Genomic DNA, 17654 nt, shown 5'->3' on the forward strand with positions numbered 1-17654 from the left:
ACAAGAGCCACCAGCCGCATTGAGCCAACCGCCGCAGCAATGAGCCAGTGACCGCACTGTCGCGGGCCCCGGAGGATGTCGTGAGCGACACACAGACCCTGATCGAGAACCGTCCGCCGTCCGTGGCGGGCCTCTTCCTGGAGCGCGTGGCGGCCACGCCGGACGCCGAGGCCTACCGCTACCCGGTGCCGGCGGCCTCCGGTGCGGGCCCCGACGAGTGGAAGTCGCTGACCTGGGCGCAGGCCGCCGAGCAGGTCTTCGCGATCGCGGCCGGTCTGATCGAACTGGGCGTCCAGCCCGAGGAGCGTGTCGCGCTCGCCTCCGCCACCCGCGTCGAGTGGATCCTCGCCGACCTGGGCATCCTGTGCGCCGGCGCCGCCACGACCACGGTGTACCCGCAGACCAACGCCGACGAGTCGACCTTCATCCTCGCCGACTCCGGCAGCAGGGTCCTCATCGCGGAGGACGCGGCGCAGCTCGCCAAGGCGCGCGAGAAGCGCGCCGACCTGCCCGAGCTGACGCACGTCGTGGTCATCGACCCGACCGGCGTCGAGACCGGAGCCGACGAGGGCGACTGGGTGCTCACCCTCGCCGAGCTGGAGCAGCGCGGCGCCGCGTACCTGGAGAAGAACCCGGACCTGATCAAGGAGCGGGTCGCGGCCATCACCAAGGACCAGCTCGCGACGATCATCTACACCTCGGGAACGACCGGCCGCCCCAAGGGAGTCCGCCTCCCGCACGACAACTGGTCCTACCTCGCCAAGGCCATCGCCGCGACCGGCCTCCTCGGCCCCGAGGACGTCCAGTACCTGTGGCTGCCCCTCGCCCACGTCTTCGGCAAGGTGCTCACCTCCGGGCACATCGAGATCGGGCACGTCACCGCCGTGGACGGCCGGGTCGACAAGATCATCGAGAACCTGCCGGTCGTACAGCCGACGTACATGGCGGCCGTCCCGCGCATCTTCGAGAAGGTCTACAACGGCGTCGCGGCCAAGGCACGCGCGGGCGGCGCCTCCAAGTACAAGATCTTCCAGTGGGCCGCCGAGGTCGCCCGCGAGTACGCCAAGGTCACCCAGGACAACTTCCGCCGCACCGGCACGGCCACCGCGCCCTTCGGCCTCGCCGCCAAGCACAAGGTCGCCGACGCGCTGGTCTACGCGAAGATCCGCGAGGCCTTCGGCGGCAAGCTGCGCGCCTGCGTCTCCGGATCGGCCGCGCTCGCGCCCGACATCGGCTACTTCTTCGCCGGCGCCGGCATCCACATCCTCGAGGGCTACGGCCTGACCGAGTCCTCCGCGGCCTCCTTCGTGAACCCCGGCGAGGCCTACCGCACCGGCACGGTCGGCAAGCCGCTGCCCGGCACGGAGGTGCGCATCGCGGACGACGGCGAGATCCTGCTGCGCGGCCCCGGCATCATGGAGGGCTACCACGGCCTCCCCGAGAAGACCGCCGAGGTCCTGGAATCCGACGGCTGGTTCCACACCGGCGACATCGGCGAGCTGTCCCCCGACGGCTACCTCCGCATCACGGACCGCAAGAAGGACCTGATCAAGACCTCCGGCGGCAAGTACATCGCCCCCGCCGAGGTCGAGGGTCAGTTCAAGGCCGTCTGCCCCTACGTCTCCAACATCCTGGTCCACGGCGCCGACCGGAACTTCTGCACCGCCCTCATCTCCCTCGACGAACCCTCCATCCTGGAATGGGCCAAGGAGAACGGCCTGGAGGGCAAGTCCTACGCCGAGGTCGTAGCCGCCCCCGCGACGGTCGCCCTGATCGAGGCCTACGTCAAGGAACTCAACGAGGGCCTCCAACGCTGGCAGACCATCAAGAAGTTCCGCCTCCTCCCGCGCGACCTAGACGTGGAACACGGCGAGATCACCCCGAGCCTCAAGCTCAAGCGCCCGGTGGTGGAACGCGAGTACAAGCACCTGATCGACGAGATGTACGCGGGCTCACGCGAGGCGTAGTCATGTTGATGGCCCGCGCCCCGAAGGGGCCGCGGGCCATCAGGGGCGCGGGGAACTGCGCGACAAGCCCCCACCGGCCCGCAGGCAACAACGCACCCACCGCGCCCTAACGCCGCCGCAGATCCCTCACCAGCTGCCCCATCTCCCGCACCTGAACCCGAAGTTCCCCCACCTCAACAATCGAACTCGCAGCCATCCGCGCCTCAATCTCCTTGAGCCGCAACGCCAGTTCATCGAACTGCCCCTGCTCCCGCGCCAGCATCCGCTCCAACAACTGGTTCTTACGGTGCAGTTCAAGAAACACGCTGACCTTGGCCCGCAACACCCAGGGATCGAACGGCTTGGTCAGATAGTCGGCCGCACCCGTGGCATACCCCCGAAACGCATACCCCGCATCCGCGTCCGTGCCGGTGAGAAAGATGATCGGCACGTCCTTGGTCTGATCGAGCCGCTTGATGTTCGCCGCGGTCTCGAACCCGTCCATGCCCGGCATCCGGATGTCCAGCAGAACCACCGCGAACCGCTGCCGCAGCAGCGCCTTCATCGCCTCCTCGCCCGAACGAGCCCGTACCAGCGGCTCGTTGAGGGACCCCAGGACGGCCTCCAGCGCGACCAGGTTGTCCTCCATGTCGTCGACCAGGAGGATGCCGGCACTTTCGTCGGTCGTTGCCTCAGCGCTCATGATGACTGTGCCTCACTCAGTCGTCGGCGGTGCCGCCGTCTCCCCTGAAGTACCCGGATCCGCCACCGTGATGTCCTCGGACGCGGCGCCGGCCTCGCCCTCGGGATCCAGCAGCGCGCAGACGACCGTCAACAACTGATCGACATCCACCGGCTTCGGTACGTAGTCGTTCGCGCCCCGCGCGATGGACTTCTCCCGGTCGCCCGGCATCGCCTTCGCGGTGAGCGCGACGATGGGCAGCCCGGTCCAGCGCGGAGCGCGGCGGATGGCGGCGATGGTCTCGTACCCGTCCATCTCCGGCATCATGATGTCCATCAGCACGAGTTCGACGTCCGGGTTGCGCTCCAGCGTCTCGATGCCCTCACGCCCGTTCTCCGCGTAGAGCACCGGCATCCCGACCCGCCCCAGCACATGGGTGAGCGCGAAGACGTTGCGGATGTCGTCGTCCACGATCAACACCCGCCGCCCGGGCAGCACTTGACCCGCCCGCCCGGCCTTCCACGCCTCCAGCTTGGTGGGCGTCGGCCACGAGTCGTCCACCTCGGTCGAGGTGTACGGCTCACTGGACAACTGCTCGGCCAGCAGCGGGAGTTCGCGGTCCTCGGTGAGCGGCGCGCCGCCCGCCGCGTGCCCGGGGCTGACCACGGGGACGTAGAGAGTGAAGGTGGACCCCCGTCCCGGCTCGCTCTCGGCGACGATACGGCCGCCCAACAGGCCCGCGATCTCACGGCTGATGGACAACCCGAGCCCCGTACCGCCGTACTTGCGGTTGGTCGTGCCGTCGGCCTGCTGGAACGCCTCGAAGATCACCGGGAGTTTCTCGGCGGCGATGCCGATCCCGGTGTCGGAGACGGCGAACACGATGACCTCGTCGCTGTCGTCGCAGTAGCGGTGCTCCGGGTCCTTGACCCGGTTGACGCGGAGTTCGACGCGGCCCGTCGCGGTGAACTTGATGGCGTTGGACAGCAGGTTGCGCAGGATCTGCTGGAGCCGCTGCTCGTCCGACCACAGCTCGCGCGGTACGTCCTCGCCGACCGACACCTCGAAGGAGAGCCCCCGGTCCAGGGTGAGCGGGCGGAACGTGGCGTGGACGTAGTCGAGGAGCTTGATGAGCGGGAGCCGCTTCGGGCGTACGTCCATGCGGCCGGCCTCGATCTTCGACAGGTCGAGGATGTCGTTGATGAGCTGGAGGAGGTCCGAGCCGGAGCGGTGGATCGTGGTCGCGAACTGCACTTCCTGGTCGGAGAGTCGGCCGTCCGGGTTGTCGGAGAGCAGCCGGGCCAGGATCAGCAGCGAGTTCAGCGGGGTCCGCAGCTCATGGCTCATGTTCGCCAGGAACTCCGACTTGTACTGCGAGGAGGTCGCCAACAGGGCAGCCTTCTCCTCCAGTTCGGCGTTGGACCGCTGCAACTCGGCCTGCTGCTTCTGGAGTTCGTCCGAACGTTCCTGCAACTGCGTGGCCAGCCGCTGGGACTGGCCGAGCAGGGACTCCGTGCGGGAGTTGGCGATGATGGTGTTGATTGCGACGCCGATGGTGTTCACGAACTGGTCGAAGAAGGCCAGGTGGACGTCGGAGAAGCGGGAGAACGAGGCCAGTTCGATCACGCCGAGGAGTTTGTCCTCGAAGATGATCGGGATGATGACCACGCTCGCCGGGGCGGCTTCCCCGAGCCCGCTGTTGATCTTGATGTAGTCCGGCGGGGCCTCCTCCACCAGGATCCGCTTCTTCTCCCGCGCCGCCTGCCGCACCAGCCCGTGCACCGGCATGGCGCCCGTGTCCACGGTCGCGGCCTGCGCCGACCCGTACCCGGCGATGAAGGCAAGTCCCTTGGCAGGGATGGCCGTTCGCAGGCTGTCCTCGTCGGGATCGGCCAGGAAGAACGCCCCGTACTGCGCGTTCACCAGCGGGGTCAGCTCGCGCAGGATCAGGTCGGCGACCTCCATCAGGTCCCGGTGCCCCTGCATCAGCGCGGCGAGGCGGGCCAGGTTCGACTCCAGCCAGTCCTTCGCGCGGGTCGTCTCGCGGAGGTTGGCCACCATCAGGTTGATGTTGTCCTTGAGCTCGGTGACCTCGCCCTGGGTCTCCACCGTGATCGAGCGGGACATGTCGCCCTGCGCCACCGCCGAGGCCACCTCGGCGATCGCGCGGACCTGCGTGGTGAGGTTGAGTGCGAGTTCGTTCACGTTGGTCGTCAGGCGCTTCCAGGTGCCGTAGACGCCCTCCACCCTTGCCTGGCCGCCGAGTTGGCCCTCGGAACCGACCTCGCGCGCCACCCGGGTGACCTCGGACGAGAAGGACGACAGCGTGTCGACCATCGTGTTGATGGTGGTCTTCAGCTCCAGGATCTCGCCGCGCGCGTCCACGTCGATCTTCTTCGACAGGTCGCCCTGCGCCACCGCCGTCGCGACCTGCGCGATGTTCCGTACCTGCGAAGTCAGGTTGTCGGCCATGTAGTTGACGTTGTCGGTCAGGTCCCGCCAGACACCCGAGACGCCCAACACCTGGGCCCGGCCGCCGAGTCGGCCGTCCGTGCCGACCTCGCGGGCCACCCGGGTCACCTCGTCGGCGAAGGCGCGCAGCTGCTCCACCATCGTGTTGACGGTGTCCTTGAGTTCGAGGATCTCACCGCGCGCGTCGACGGTGATCTTCTTCGACAGGTCGCCGTTGGCCACGGCGGTGGTGACCTGGGCGATGTTCCGCACCTGTGAAGTCAGGTTCAGGGCCATGAAGTTGACGTTGTCCGTGAGGTCCTTCCAGACGCCGCTGACGCCCCGCACCTGCGCCTGTCCGCCGAGGTTGCCCTCGGTGCCGACCTCACGGGCCACGCGGGTGACCTCGTCGGCGAAGGCGGAGAGCTGGTCCACCATCGTGTTGATCGTGGACTTCAGCTCCAGGATCTCGCCCTTGGCCTCCACCGTGATCTTCTTGCCGAGGTCGCCCTGCGCGACGGCGGTCGACACGAGGGCGATGTTCCTGACCTGTGAAGTCAGGTTGTCCGCCATGAAGTTGACGTTGTCGGTGAGGTCTTTCCAGACGCCGCTCACGCCCCGCACTTGAGCGCGCCCGCCGAGGTTGCCCTCGGTGCCGACCTCGCGGGCGACGCGGGTGACCTCGTCCGCGAAGGCGGAGAGCTGGTCGACCATCGTGTTGATGGTCGACTTCAACTCCAGGATCTCGCCCTGCGCGTCGACCGTGATCTTCTGTGACAGGTCGCCGTTGGCAACGGCGGTGGTCACCTGGGCGATGTTCCGCACCTGTGAAGTCAGGTTCGACGCCATGAAGTTGACGTTGTCGGTGAGGTCCTTCCAGACCCCGGACACGCCCCGCACCTGCGCGCGACCGCCCAACTGCCCCTCGGTGCCCACCTCTCGGGCGACGCGCGTCACCTCGTCCGCGAAGGCCGACAGCTGGTCGACCATCGTGTTCACGGTGAGCTTGAGTTCGAGCAGCTCACCGGTCGCCTCGACCGTGACCGTACGGGTCAGGTCACCGCGCGCCACCGCCGTCGTCACGAGGGCGATGTCCCGCACCTGCGCCGTCAGCCGGGACGCCATCGTGTTGACCGCCTCGGTCACATCGCGCCAACTCCCGGACAGCCGTGTCACCTTGGCGCGGCCGCCGAGTCTGCCCTCGGTGCCAACCTCGCGGGCCACCCGGGTCACCTCGCCGGTGAACAGGGAGAGTTGGTCCACCATCTTGTTCACGGCCCGGCCCAGATGCCGTAGGTCACCGCGCAACTGCCTGCTGCCGTCGTGCAGATCGACCCGCTGGGTCAGATCGCCGCCCGCCACCGCGTCCAGTACCCGGGTCGCGTTGGCGGCCGGGGCGACCAGGGCGTCGAGGAGCTGGTTGACGTCGTTGACGCGGGAGGTCCAGCCGCCCTGGCCGGGGCTGGCCGAGAGGCGCTCGTCCAGGCGGCCGTGGCGGATCAGCTCCCGCCGGACGCGCTGCGTCTCGGAGTTGAAGTGGGTGCTGCGGTCCATGATCTGGTTGAAGGCGGCGGTCAGTTCGGCCACCATGCCGTGGCCCGTCTCCGGCGCCTTCGTGAAGTCGCCGTCGCGGGCGGCCGTCATCACGGCGAGCAGCGGACGGAGATCGGATGCTCGAATCCAGTCGTCTTTCTGACCGACTTCGAGCACACGCGTAGCACTGTTCTCACTCATGGCGGCCCACTTCGGTAACTCGGCGCTTATGCGCGCGGTCAGTCTGTCACTCTGTCCGCATCGATCGAGGCGTATTCGTCCGAACTGCTCGGGGAGCTGCGCATGGGGGCCATACCCACGCAACGGGAGACCACTTGGCGTGCTCCCGATGCGCCCGCGCACCCCGGCGCGGACCGGCGTACGACGGTGCGCGCCACGCTCTCCGGCAGCCCCCTCGCACCCGGTTCCGCCCGCGGACTGGTGCGCGCCGCGCTCCGTGAGTGGGCCGAACTCGGCCTGCCCGGCACCGAGAAGCTCACCGACCGGCTGGTCGACGACGCGATGGTCGTCGTCAGCGAACTCGTCACCAACGCGGTCGTGCACGCGGGCACGGACGTCGAGTTGGTGTGCCGTCTTGAGGACACCGACTCGATCGTCGTCGAGGTCGCCGACCACCACCCCTCCCGCGCCCCGCGCGACAACAGCGCCGAACCGGCTTACGAGACACCGGAGTTCGGTCGCGGCCTGCGCCTCGTCTCCACCCTCGCCGAGGCCTGGGGCGTCACCTACCGCACCGGCGTCAAGACCGTCTGGGCCCGCCTGCCCGCCGAAGGCACCCCGGCCGCCGAGGAGTTGGAGACCTACGGCGGTGAACGCGGCCTGCGCGTAGCCGAGATCCTCGCCCCCGAACCCCAACGCGCCGAACGCGACCGGGACTGGCTCGGCCGCGGCGCGCTCTCCTTCCTCGCCGAGGCCTCCGACCTCCTCGCCGGACAGCTCGACGAGGATCTCGTCGCCGCGCTCGCCGGACAGCTGATCGTGCCGAGGCTGGCCGACTGGTGCGCCGTATGGCTGGAGGACGAGGCGATGGGCCGCGGCGGCGGCTGGGGCGAGGGCACCAGCGCCGGGCCGCGCCTCGCCCGCGTCTGGCACGGCAGCGAGAACCGCATCGAGGAACTGCGCGCCGCCCTGGAGAAGGACCCGCCCCGCCCGCCGGACACCCTGCGGCCCGTGTCCTACCCCTGGCCCGCCGACGCGCTGGGCCCGCACGGCACCCACGGCGCGGCACTGTCGTACCGCCTCATCGCGGGCGGCCGACCGCTCGGCACGCTGGTCATCGGGCGGTCCGGGCTGCCCCGCTTCCCCGACGAGGTCACCGGCCTGGTCGAGGACCTCAGCCGCCGCGTCGCGCTCGCCATCGGCGCGGCCCGCCAGTACGCCCGCCAGGCCACCATCAGCCGCGTCCTCCAGCGCGGCCTGCTGCCCGGCGCGGTCGCCGAGATCCCCGGCGTGCACAGCGCCCTCGTCTACGAACCGTGCGACAAGGGCGGCCCCAGCGGCGACTTCTACGACCTCTTCCCGGCCGGCGACGGCCGCTGGTGCTTCGCCCTCGGCGACGTTCAGGGCAAGGGCCCCGAGGCCGCCGTGGTGATCGGCCTGGCCCGCCCCTGGCTACGCCTGCTCGCCCGCGAGGGCTACGGCACGGCCGACGTCCTCGACCGCCTCAACCAGCTGCTCCTCGACGACGCCACCGAGGCCGCCGACGCGGCCGCCCACGCGCTCGTGGCCGCGGGCGGCATGCCGGGCCCGGTCGGCGACGGCCCCCGCTTCCTCTCCCTCCTCTACGGCGAGCTCGTCCCCTTCGACGGCGGCGTCCACTGCACCCTCGCCTCCGCCGGACACCCGCTGCCGCTGCTCCTCGGCCCGGACGGCAGCGTCGGTACGGCGGCCCGCCCGCAGACCCTCCTCGGGGTCATCGAGGACGTGACGTACACCAGCGAGACCTTCGAACTCCGGCCCGGCGACAGCCTGTTGTGCGTCACGGACGGGGTGACCGAGCGGCGCTCCGGCTCGGTCCAGTTCGACGACGGCGACGGGCTGGCGACCGCGCTCGCCGACTGCGCGGGGCTGAGCGCCGAGCTGATCGCGGAGCGGATCAAACGCCTGGTCCACGAGTTCGGTGGCCGCCCGCCGGAGGACGACATGGCGCTGCTGGTGCTCCAGGCGGAACAGGCGGAGTAGGCAGTCGTACCGGTGCTGGACAATGGAAGACATGCCTTCCGCACTCCCCGACGGCGATCCCGTCCCCGAAGACGGCGCACTGCCCGCACAGGCGCTCGCCGGGGCCGCCGACCGCCCCCTCGGGTTCTACCTGCACGTCCCGTACTGCGCGACCCGCTGCGGCTACTGCGACTTCAACACCTACACGGCGACCGAGCTGCGCGGCACGGGCGGAGTGCTGGCCTCCCGCGACAACTACGCGGACACCCTGATCGACGAGGTCCGCCTGGCCCGCAAGGTCCTCGGCGACGACCCGCGCCCGGTCCGCACGGTCTTCGTCGGCGGCGGCACGCCCACGCTGCTCGCGGCGGGCGATCTCGTCCGGATGCTGGGCGCGATCCGGGACGAGTTCGGCCTGGCACCGGACGCGGAGATCACGACGGAGGCGAACCCGGAGTCGGTGGACCCCGCCTACCTCGCGGCCCTCCGCGACGGCGGTTTCAACCGCGTCTCCTTCGGCATGCAGAGCGCGAAACAGCACGTACTGAAGGTGCTGGACCGCACCCACACCCCCGGCCGCCCCGAGGCCTGCGTCGCCGAGGCCCACGCGGCCGGCTTCGACCACGTCAACCTCGACCTGATCTACGGCACCCCGGGCGAGACGGACGACGACTGGCGCGCCTCGCTCGACTCCGCCCTCGGCGCGGGCCCCGACCACATCAGCGCCTACGCCCTGATCGTCGAGGAGGGCACCCAGCTCGCCCGCCGCATCCGCCGCGGCGAGGTCCCCATGACGGACGACGACGTCCACGCCGACCGCTACCTCATCGCCGACGAGGTGATGTCGGCGGCGGGCTTCGACTGGTACGAGGTCTCGAACTGGGCGACATCGAATTCCGGCCGTTGTCTCCACAACGAGCTCTACTGGCGCGGCGCCGACTGGTGGGGCGCGGGCCCCGGAGCCCACTCGCACGTCGGTGGGGTCCGGTGGTGGAACGTGAAGCACCCGGGCGCGTACGCGGGCGCGCTGGCGGCGGGCCGCTCACCGGGCGCGGGCCGCGAGATCCTCTCCGAGGAGGACCGCCGGGTGGAACGCATCCTCCTGGAGCTACGACTCCGCGAGGGCGCCCCGCTGGACCTCCTCCGCCCGGAGGGGCTCGCGGCTTCGCGCCGGGCGCTGGGGGAGGGGCTGCTGGAGGCGGGGCCGTACGAGGAGGGGCGTGCGGTGCTTACGTTGCGGGGGCGGTTGCTGGCCGATGCCGTGGTCAGGGACTTGGTGGACTGATTCACTCGGGGGAGTGAATCAGTGCGGATCGTCGGTTCGGTCCTTACGCTGGTTCCTAGGCTGCCGTCGACAGAACGCGGCGGATGTGGAGGACCACGGAGATGACCGCTGTGGATGAGCGTGGGATGGCCGATTTCTTCGCGGGGTTCGAGCCTCCCGACGGCATCAAGGCAGAGCTTCTCCGGGGGGAAGTCGTGATGATGTCCAGCCCTGATCTGGTGCACAACCGGATCGTCGCGGAGGTGCAGGACCAGATCCCGCATCGGCGTTGGGAGCGGCTGCAGACTCAGGACGTTGACATCATCGACGAAGCCAGCGAGCCGGTACCGGACTTGGTCGTGCTGGAGCGTGGCGTCAGCCCGGAGTCAGGGCGCCTGCTGCCGTGTCGGCTGATCACCTTGGTGGTCGAGGTCGTCTCCAAGACCAGCGTCGACCGGGACTACGGCGTCAAGCGCTCGGTCTACGCCGCGGGCAAAGTACCGGCCTATCTGATCGTTGACCCGGTCATGGCCCAATGCGTGCTGCTCACCGAACCCCAAGGTGTGGGTGACGCGGCCGACTATCAGGTGCAACGCATCACCAAGTTCGGCGACCCCGTGCCCTTGGACCTGCTCGACGTCGAGTTGGATACCAGTGGGTTCGGCACGCTTCCCGGAGTCAGGCCTCACCGCCGACCGTGACGAAGTCGATCAACTCCTCCACCCGCCCCAGCAGTTCCGGCTCCAGATCCTTGTACGACCCCACCTTGGCCAGAATCGCCTGCCACACCGCACCGGTGTTTTCCGGCCAACCCAGGGCCCGGCACACCCCCGTCTTCCAGTCCTGCCCGTGCGGGACGCGGGGCCAGGCGGTGATGCCCACGGAGGACGGTTTCACGGCCTCCCAGATGTCGATGTACGGGTGGCCTACGACCAGGGCGTGCTCACTGGTGACCGACTGGGCGATGCGCCACTCCTTGGTGCCCGGCACCAAGTGGTCCACCAGGATGCCCAGCCGCGCGTCCGGGCCGGGATCGAACTCCGCGACGATCGACGGGAGGTCGTCGACGCCCTCCAGGTACTCGACCACCACGCCCTCGATGCGCAGGTCGTCGCCCCAGACCCGCTCGACGAGTTCGGCGTCGTGGCGCCCCTCGACGTAGATCCGCCCGGCGCGGGCCACACGCGCGCGTGCACCCGGGACGGCCACCGAGCCGGACGCCGTACGAGTGGGCCGTAGCGGACTCGACACGGGCTTCACCAGGGTCACCACCCTGCCCTCCAGCAGGAAGCCCCGAGGCTCCATCGGGAACACCCGGTGTTTGCCGAAGCGGTCCTCCAGGGTGACCGTGCCGGCCTCGCAGCGGATCACCGCGCCGCAGAAACCGGTGCCCGGCTCCTCGACCACCAGGCCCGCCTCCGCGGGGACCTCGGGGGCCGGCTTGGGCTTCTTCCACGGTGGGGTCAGGTCGGCGGAGTACTGGCGCATTCGGATGACGATAGGAGAACCGGGGCGACGGCCGTCACGACACGCCGAAACGCGTTGCCAACGAGTCCCGTTGGGCCCGTACGAACCCCGCGTCCACAACCGCTCCGTGACCGGGAACGTACAGCGCGTCCTCCCCGCCCAGGGAGAGGAGCCGGTCGAGCGCCTCAGGCCAGAGCGCCGTAACCGCATCCGGGCCCGCCTGCGGTTCGCCTGACTCCTCGACCAGGTCGCCGCAGAAGACGACCGGGCGGGAGCCGGGGACCAGGACCGCCAGGTCGTGGGGCGTGTGTCCGGGGCCGACGTTCGCGAGTCTGGCCTGTCGGTCGTTGCCCAGGGGGAGTGTGAACGCGGTCGACACCAGGTGACGCGGGTACGCCAGAGCGGCTACGGCCTCGTCGGCCACGCGTGCGTGGAGGCCGTTTTCGACCGCGTCCGCACGCAGGGCCTCCCGCTCATCCGTGAGCACGCGCTCCACGCCCACCGCGCCGTACACCTCCGCGCCCGCGAACTCCGCCGCCCCGAAGACGTGGTCGAAATGGGCGTGGGTGAGCGCGAGATGGGTCACAGCGTGACCGGCGAGCGCCCGCGCCTCTGTGCGCAACCGCGCGCCCTCCGCCAGGCTCGACCCCGCGTCGATCAGCAGCGCCGAGCCCGCCCCCACGACCAGCCCGACCGTGCAGTCCCAGCCAGGCAGCCGGCACCGGCCCACGCCGTCCGCGAGCCGCTCCCACCCCGCCTCTTCCCAAGTCACCCTCATACGGCGACGCTAACGGTGACGGCACTCCGGGCGTGACATCGCAGGACCGGCCTTGCCCGGGGTGTACCTCACGGCCGTACACTGGGCCGGGGAACGCTGGCACTCACGCGCACAGAGTGCCAGGAAAGGGCAGCCCGGCAACAAAACGGCGACCAGAACTGGAGGTGTGCGCGATGCTCAGCGAACGCAGGCTTCAGGTGCTGCGCGCCATCGTCCAGGACTATGTCGGCACCGAGGAGCCGGTCGGGTCCAAGGCGCTCACCGAGCGGCACAGCCTCGGCGTCTCCCCGGCGACCGTGCGCAACGACATGGCGGCCCTGGAGGACGAGGGCTACATCGCCCAGCCGCACACCAGCGCGGGGCGCATCCCGACGGACAAGGGCTACCGGCTCTTCGTCGACAAGCTCGCCGGCGTCAAGCCGATGACCGGCCCCGAGCGCAAGGCGATCCAGAACTTCCTCGACGGCGCGGTCGACCTCGACGATGTCGTCGGCCGTACGGTACGGCTGCTCGCGCAGCTCACCCGGCAGGTCGCCGTCGTGCAGTACCCGTCCCTGACCCGCTCGACCGTCCGCCACGTGGAGCTGCTGTCGCTGGCTCCCGCGCGCGTGATGCTCGTGCTGATCACCGACACCGGGCGGGTCGAGCAGCGCATGGTCGACTGCCCGGCGCCCTTCGGGGAGAGCTCGCTCGCGGATCTACGCGCGCGGCTCAACAGCCGGGTCGCGGCCCGCCGCTTCGCGGACGTACCGCTGCTCGTGCAGGACCTGCCGGAGGCCTTCGAGGCCGAGGACCGCGGCACGGTCGCGACGGTGCTCTCCACCCTCCTGGAGACCCTCGTCGAGGAGACCGAGGAGCGATTGATGATCGGCGGCACCGCCAATCTCACCCGCTTCGGACATGACTTTCCCCTCACCATCCGCCCCATCCTGGAAGCTCTGGAGGAGCAGGTCGTCCTCCTCAAGTTGCTTGGTGAGGCGGGGGATTCGGGCATGACCGTACGGATCGGTCATGAGAACGCCTACGAGGGACTCAACTCCACGTCGGTGGTGTCGGTCGGCTACGGTTCGGGCGGCGAGGCAGTCGCCAAGCTAGGCGTGGTCGGACCGACCCGCATGGATTACCCGGGAACGATGGGAGCGGTACGCGCAGTGGCACGGTACGTCGGACAGATCCTGGCGGAGTCCTAAGTGGCCACGGACTACTACGCCGTTCTCGGCGTGCGTCGCGACGCGTCGCAGGATGAGATCAAGAAGGCCTTCCGTAGGCTCGCGCGCGAGCTGCACCCGGACGTGAATCCGGATCCGAAGACCCAGGAGCGGTTCAAGGAGATCAACGCCGCTTACGAGGTGCTCTCGGACCCGCAGAAGAAGCAGGTCTACGACCTCGGCGGCGACCCCCTCTCGCAGGCGGGCGGCGCGGGCGCGGGCTTCGGGGCCGGTGGCTTCGGGAACTTCTCGGACATCATGGACGCGTTCTTCGGCACGGCGTCGCAGCGCGGACCGCGCTCGCGCACCCGCCGCGGCCAGGACGCCATGATCCGGCTGGAGATCGAGCTCGACGAGGCTGCCTTCGGTACGACGAAGGACATCCAGGTCGACACGGCCGTCGTCTGCAACACCTGCAACGGTGAAGGCGCGGCTCCCGGCACCTCCGCGCAGACCTGTGACATGTGTCGCGGTCGCGGTGAGGTCTCGCAGGTGACCCGGTCCTTCCTGGGCCAGGTCATGACGTCCCGCCCCTGCCCCCAGTGCCAGGGCTTCGGCACGGTCGTGCCGACGCCGTGCCCGGAGTGCGCCGGTGACGGCCGCGTCCGCTCGCGGCGCACGCTCACGGTCAAGATCCCGGCGGGCGTGGACAACGGCACGCGGATCCAGCTCGCGGGCGAGGGTGAGGTCGGCCCCGGCGGCGGCCCCGCCGGTGACCTGTACGTCGAGATCCACGAGCTGCCGCACGCGATGTTCCAGCGCCGCGGCGACGACCTGCACTGCACGGTCACCCTCCCGATGACGGCGGCGGCCCTCGGCACCAAGGTGCCGCTGGAGACGCTCGACGGCATGGAGGAGGTCGACATCCGCCCGGGCACCCAGTCCGGCCAGTCGATCCCGCTGCACACCCGGGGCATCACGCACCTGCGCGGCGGCGGCCGGGGCGACCTCATCGTGCACGTCGAGGTCACCACCCCGACCAAGCTGGACGTCGAGCAGGAGCGTCTGCTCCGCGAACTGGCCAAGCTGCGCGGCGAGGAGCGCCCCATGGGGACGTTCCAGCCGGGTCAGCAGGGGCTGTTCTCGCGCCTCAAGGACGCTTTCAACGGTCGCTGAGGGGGTCCGGGGGCAGCCGCCCCCGGACCCCCTCCTCCGTGCCGGACCGGCCGAAAGTACTGGCATGTGCCAGCGCCAAGGCCGGATTCGGACTTGTTCAAAGGACGTGACAACATGCCGTCATGTCCTCCGCACTGACCGATCTCTTCCCTCATCCGATCGTGCAGGCCCCGATGGCGGGCGGTGTCTCCGTCCCGCGCCTCGCGGCCGCCGTGGCCGAGGCCGGCGGGCTGGGATTCCTCGCCGCCGGGTACAAAACGGCCGACGGCATGTACCAGGAGATCAAGCAGCTGCGGAGCCTGACGGCCCGCCCCTTCGGCGTGAACCTCTTCATGCCGCAGCCGGAGTACGCGGACAAGGCCGCGGTCGACGTCTACGCCCACCAGCTGGCTGGCGAGGCCACGTGGTACGACACGGAGCTCGGCGACCCGGACAGCGGCCGTGAGGACGGTTACGACGCCAAGCTGTCCGTCCTGCTCGACAACCCGGTGCCGGTGGCCTCCTTCCACTTCGGCGTCCCGACGCCCGAGGTGCTGGACTCGCTGCGCCGGGCCGGCACCTTCACCCTCGTCACCGCGACCACCGTCGAGGAGGCCCTCGCCGTGGAGCGGGCCGGTGCCGACGCGGTGATCGCGCAGGGCGTCGAGGCCGGCGGCCACCAGGGCACCCACCGCGACCTCCCGGAGAACGACGGCGCGAGCCTCGGCCTGCTCTCCCTCGTCGCCCAGATCCGCGAGACCGTGAACCTCCCGATCGTCGCCGCCGGCGGTCTGATGCGCGGCAGCCAGATCGCCGCGGCCCTCGCGGCCGGCGCGAGCGCGGCCCAGCTCGGCACGGCGTTCCTCGCCGCCCCCGAGTCCGGCGCGAACGTCCTGCATAAGCAGGCACTCACCAACCCCCTGTTCACCCGCACCGAGTTGACCCGCGCCTTCTCCGGCCGCCCGGCCCGCGGCCTGGTCAACCGCTTCATGCGCGAGCACGGCCCCTACGCCCCCGCCGCGTACCCGGAGATCCACCACCTGACCTCCCCGCTCCGCAAGCAGGCCGCCGCGTCCGGCGATCCGCAGGGCATGGCGCTGTGGGCGGGCCAGGGCCACCGCATGGCCCGCGAGCTGCCCGCAGGACAACTGGTCGAGGTCCTGGTCGCCGAACTGGCCTCCGCCCGGACAGCGTTGTCGACCGGGGGCGACCTCCGATGACCGCGCCGGTGTTCGTCGTCGAGTCCCTGGAGGGCGCGACCCCCGGCTCCGTCACCGAGGTGGCCGGCCCCGAGGGACGGCACGCCGTCTCCGTACGGCGGCTGCAGCCGGGCGAGGACGTCGTCCTCACGGACGGACAGGGCCGGGGCGCCTCCGGTGTGGTCCTCAGGGCCGAGGGCAAGGACCGCCTGATCGTCGAACTCCACGATTTCCCCGTCGAGTTGGAGCCCGCTCCCCGTATCACCGTCGTCCAGGCCCTCCCCAAGGGCGACCGCGGCGAACTGGCCGTGGAGACGATGACCGAGACCGGCGTCGACGCGATCGTCCCCTGGGCGGCCTCCCGTTGCATCACGCAGTGGAAGGGCGAGCGGGGTCTCAAGGCCCTCGCCAAGTGGCGGGCCACCGCACGCGAGGCCGGCAAGCAGTCCCGCCGGCTGCGCTTCCCGGAGGTCGCGGACGCGGCAACGAGCAGACAGGTTGCGGCACTTCTGGCCAAAGCCGACTTCGCCGCCGTCCTGCACGAGGACCGCGACTACGGCAGCGAGCCTCTGGCCACCGCCGAACTCCCCACCGAGGGCGAGATCGTGCTGGTCGTGGGCCCCGAAGGAGGCGTCTCCCCCGAGGAGTTGGCCCTCTTCGAGGACGCGGGGGCGAAGGCCTACCGCCTCGGGCGTAGCGTGCTGCGTACATCGACGGCCGGGACCGCGGCGACCGCCCTGCTCCTGGGCCGTACCGGACGCTGGTCCTGAACCAGGGGGGATCGCCGTGGAACTCGCCCAAGTACGGCTGCTCGTCACCGACTTCACCGCCTGCTACCGCTTCTACGCCGACGTCCTCGGCCTGAAGCCCCAGTCGGGGGCGGCCGAGGGACCGTACGAGAAGTTCAGCCCCGCGATCGGGTCCGCCGGGATCGCGCTCCAGGACCGCGCGATGATGGCCCAAGTCCTCGGCGAACTCGGGGACTTGGCGACCGGGCACCGCTCGCTGGTCGTCCTGCGCGTCGACGACCTGGACGGGTACTGCGGGCAGATCACCGCCCGGGGCGCGGAGCTGCTGCACGGTCCCGCGCCGATGACGGACCGGATGCGGGTCGCCCATCTCAAGGACCCCGAGGGCAATGTGGTGGAGCTTCAGGAGTGGCTGCTGCTGCGCGGGTGAGGTGATCCGCCGGGGAATTGCGCCCCCGGCGCGCGGGTGGCCGTATGCGCTCTTCCGCGCGCGCTCCGACGGTGACAGGCTGCCGCCCATGAGGGTGTTGAGACGGAACCTGCTTCGGCCGCGCGGGCGGCGGGTGGCCGCTGTGGCGGGGCTCGCGGTGGTGGCCGTGGGCGGGGCCGTCGCGTGCCAGCCGGGCGATCTCAGCTCGGCGACCGTCGCGTACACCACCGACAAGACGGCGACCGCGGAGCTCAAGCGGGACCATGTCAGCGTGCGCTGGCTGACCTGCACGGGCAACTACGGGAGCAACAACAAGGCCTACACGCCCGGGAAGACGCCCTCGCCGACCGAGACCACGGTCGTCAGCGTCGACTGCCAGGGGCAGACCAGCGACAACCGGGACATCACCGTCACCGGCAAGGTCACCCGGGCCGTCGACGGCGCGTGTGTGCGCGGCGACCTGGTCGCCAAGGTGGCCGGCAAACAGGTCTTCCACGTCACCGGGCTCGGCGACTGCAACGCGGCGACGCCGTCGTCCGTGAACAACCCCAATCCGACGCTGACCTACGGCCCCGGACCGACCGTCACGGTCACCAAGACGATCTGGTGCAAGGGCGACCCGACCTGCTGGCCTGTCGAGGGCAAGTGATCCAAAGGGCTGTCGGCGGATA

The 17654-nt window shown here is 70.2% G+C and carries 14 protein-coding genes; 10 read left to right on the forward strand and 4 right to left on the reverse strand.

Going from position 1 to position 17654, the window contains the following annotated elements; genetic code table 11:
• Nucleotides 1-80 precede the first annotated feature (80 nt).
• The gene (locus OO69_RS40490) at nt 81-1967 is read left to right on the forward strand and encodes an AMP-dependent synthetase/ligase (protein ID WP_033285996.1); all 1887 of its coding nucleotides are present in this window, start codon (nt 81-83) and stop codon (nt 1965-1967) included.
• Between the two features lie 106 nt (nt 1968-2073).
• Here OO69_RS40490 and OO69_RS40495 read toward each other — a convergent pair whose 3' ends face one another.
• Nucleotides 2074-2649 carry a response regulator gene (locus OO69_RS40495; protein WP_033285936.1) on the reverse strand — a complete coding sequence of 192 codons (576 nt, stop codon included), beginning with the start codon at nt 2647-2649 and terminating at the stop codon, nt 2074-2076.
• A gap of 12 nt (nt 2650-2661) precedes the next feature.
• On the reverse strand, nt 2662-6813 hold the full coding sequence (locus tag OO69_RS40500) for a HAMP domain-containing protein (protein WP_199811128.1): 4152 nt from the start codon (nt 6811-6813) through the stop codon (nt 2662-2664).
• 102 nt (nt 6814-6915) lie between these two features.
• Here OO69_RS40500 and OO69_RS40505 point away from each other — a divergent pair, with 102 nt between their 5' ends.
• The 3 genes from OO69_RS40505 (at nt 6916) to OO69_RS40515 (ending at nt 10758) form a co-directional block, all read left to right on the forward strand.
• The gene (locus tag OO69_RS40505; protein WP_033285937.1) at nt 6916-8814 is read left to right on the forward strand and encodes a SpoIIE family protein phosphatase; all 1899 of its coding nucleotides are present in this window, start codon (nt 6916-6918) and stop codon (nt 8812-8814) included.
• 31 nt (nt 8815-8845) lie between these two features.
• Complete coding sequence (hemW, locus tag OO69_RS40510) at nt 8846-10078, forward strand: radical SAM family heme chaperone HemW (RefSeq protein ID WP_033285938.1); 1233 nt, start codon at nt 8846-8848, stop codon at nt 10076-10078.
• A gap of 101 nt (nt 10079-10179) precedes the next feature.
• Nucleotides 10180-10758 (forward strand): Uma2 family endonuclease, encoded by a 579-nt coding sequence (locus OO69_RS40515; RefSeq protein ID WP_033285939.1) that lies wholly within the window; start codon nt 10180-10182, stop codon nt 10756-10758.
• Here the strand turns inward: OO69_RS40515 and OO69_RS40520 are convergent.
• Complete coding sequence (locus OO69_RS40520; RefSeq protein WP_033285940.1) at nt 10736-11545, reverse strand: DUF3097 domain-containing protein; 810 nt, start codon at nt 11543-11545, stop codon at nt 10736-10738. The genes OO69_RS40515 and OO69_RS40520 overlap by 23 nt on opposite strands.
• Nucleotides 11546-11579: 34 nt before the next feature.
• Complete coding sequence (locus tag OO69_RS40525; protein ID WP_033285941.1) at nt 11580-12302, reverse strand: MBL fold metallo-hydrolase; 723 nt, start codon at nt 12300-12302, stop codon at nt 11580-11582.
• Nucleotides 12303-12475: 173 nt separating this feature from the next.
• Between OO69_RS40525 and hrcA the strand changes: the two genes are divergently transcribed.
• The 6 genes from hrcA (at nt 12476) to OO69_RS40555 (ending at nt 17632) form a co-directional block, all read left to right on the forward strand.
• Entirely contained in the window at nt 12476-13492 is a 1017-nt protein-coding gene (hrcA, locus tag OO69_RS40530; protein WP_033285942.1) for a heat-inducible transcriptional repressor HrcA, read from the forward strand.
• Complete coding sequence (dnaJ, locus tag OO69_RS40535) at nt 13493-14626, forward strand: molecular chaperone DnaJ (protein ID WP_033285943.1); 1134 nt, start codon at nt 13493-13495, stop codon at nt 14624-14626.
• Nucleotides 14627-14748: 122 nt separating this feature from the next.
• A complete protein-coding gene (locus tag OO69_RS40540; protein ID WP_033285944.1) occupies nt 14749-15825 on the forward strand; it encodes a nitronate monooxygenase in 1077 nt (358 codons plus the stop codon).
• A complete protein-coding gene (locus tag OO69_RS40545; RefSeq protein WP_033285945.1) occupies nt 15822-16574 on the forward strand; it encodes a 16S rRNA (uracil(1498)-N(3))-methyltransferase in 753 nt (250 codons plus the stop codon). The genes OO69_RS40540 and OO69_RS40545 overlap by 4 nt, the downstream gene beginning before the upstream one ends.
• Before the next feature lie 16 nt (nt 16575-16590).
• On the forward strand, nt 16591-16983 hold the full coding sequence (locus tag OO69_RS40550; protein WP_033285946.1) for a VOC family protein: 393 nt from the start codon (nt 16591-16593) through the stop codon (nt 16981-16983).
• A gap of 88 nt (nt 16984-17071) precedes the next feature.
• Nucleotides 17072-17632 carry a hypothetical protein gene (locus tag OO69_RS40555; RefSeq protein ID WP_234444659.1) on the forward strand — a complete coding sequence of 187 codons (561 nt, stop codon included), beginning with the start codon at nt 17072-17074 and terminating at the stop codon, nt 17630-17632.
• Nucleotides 17633-17654: the final 22 nt, after the last annotated feature.

The sequence above is a fragment of the Streptomyces sp. NRRL F-525 genome, from assembly GCF_000716605.1.
In the GTDB taxonomy this organism is placed as follows: Bacteria; Actinomycetota; Actinomycetes; order Streptomycetales; family Streptomycetaceae; genus Streptomyces.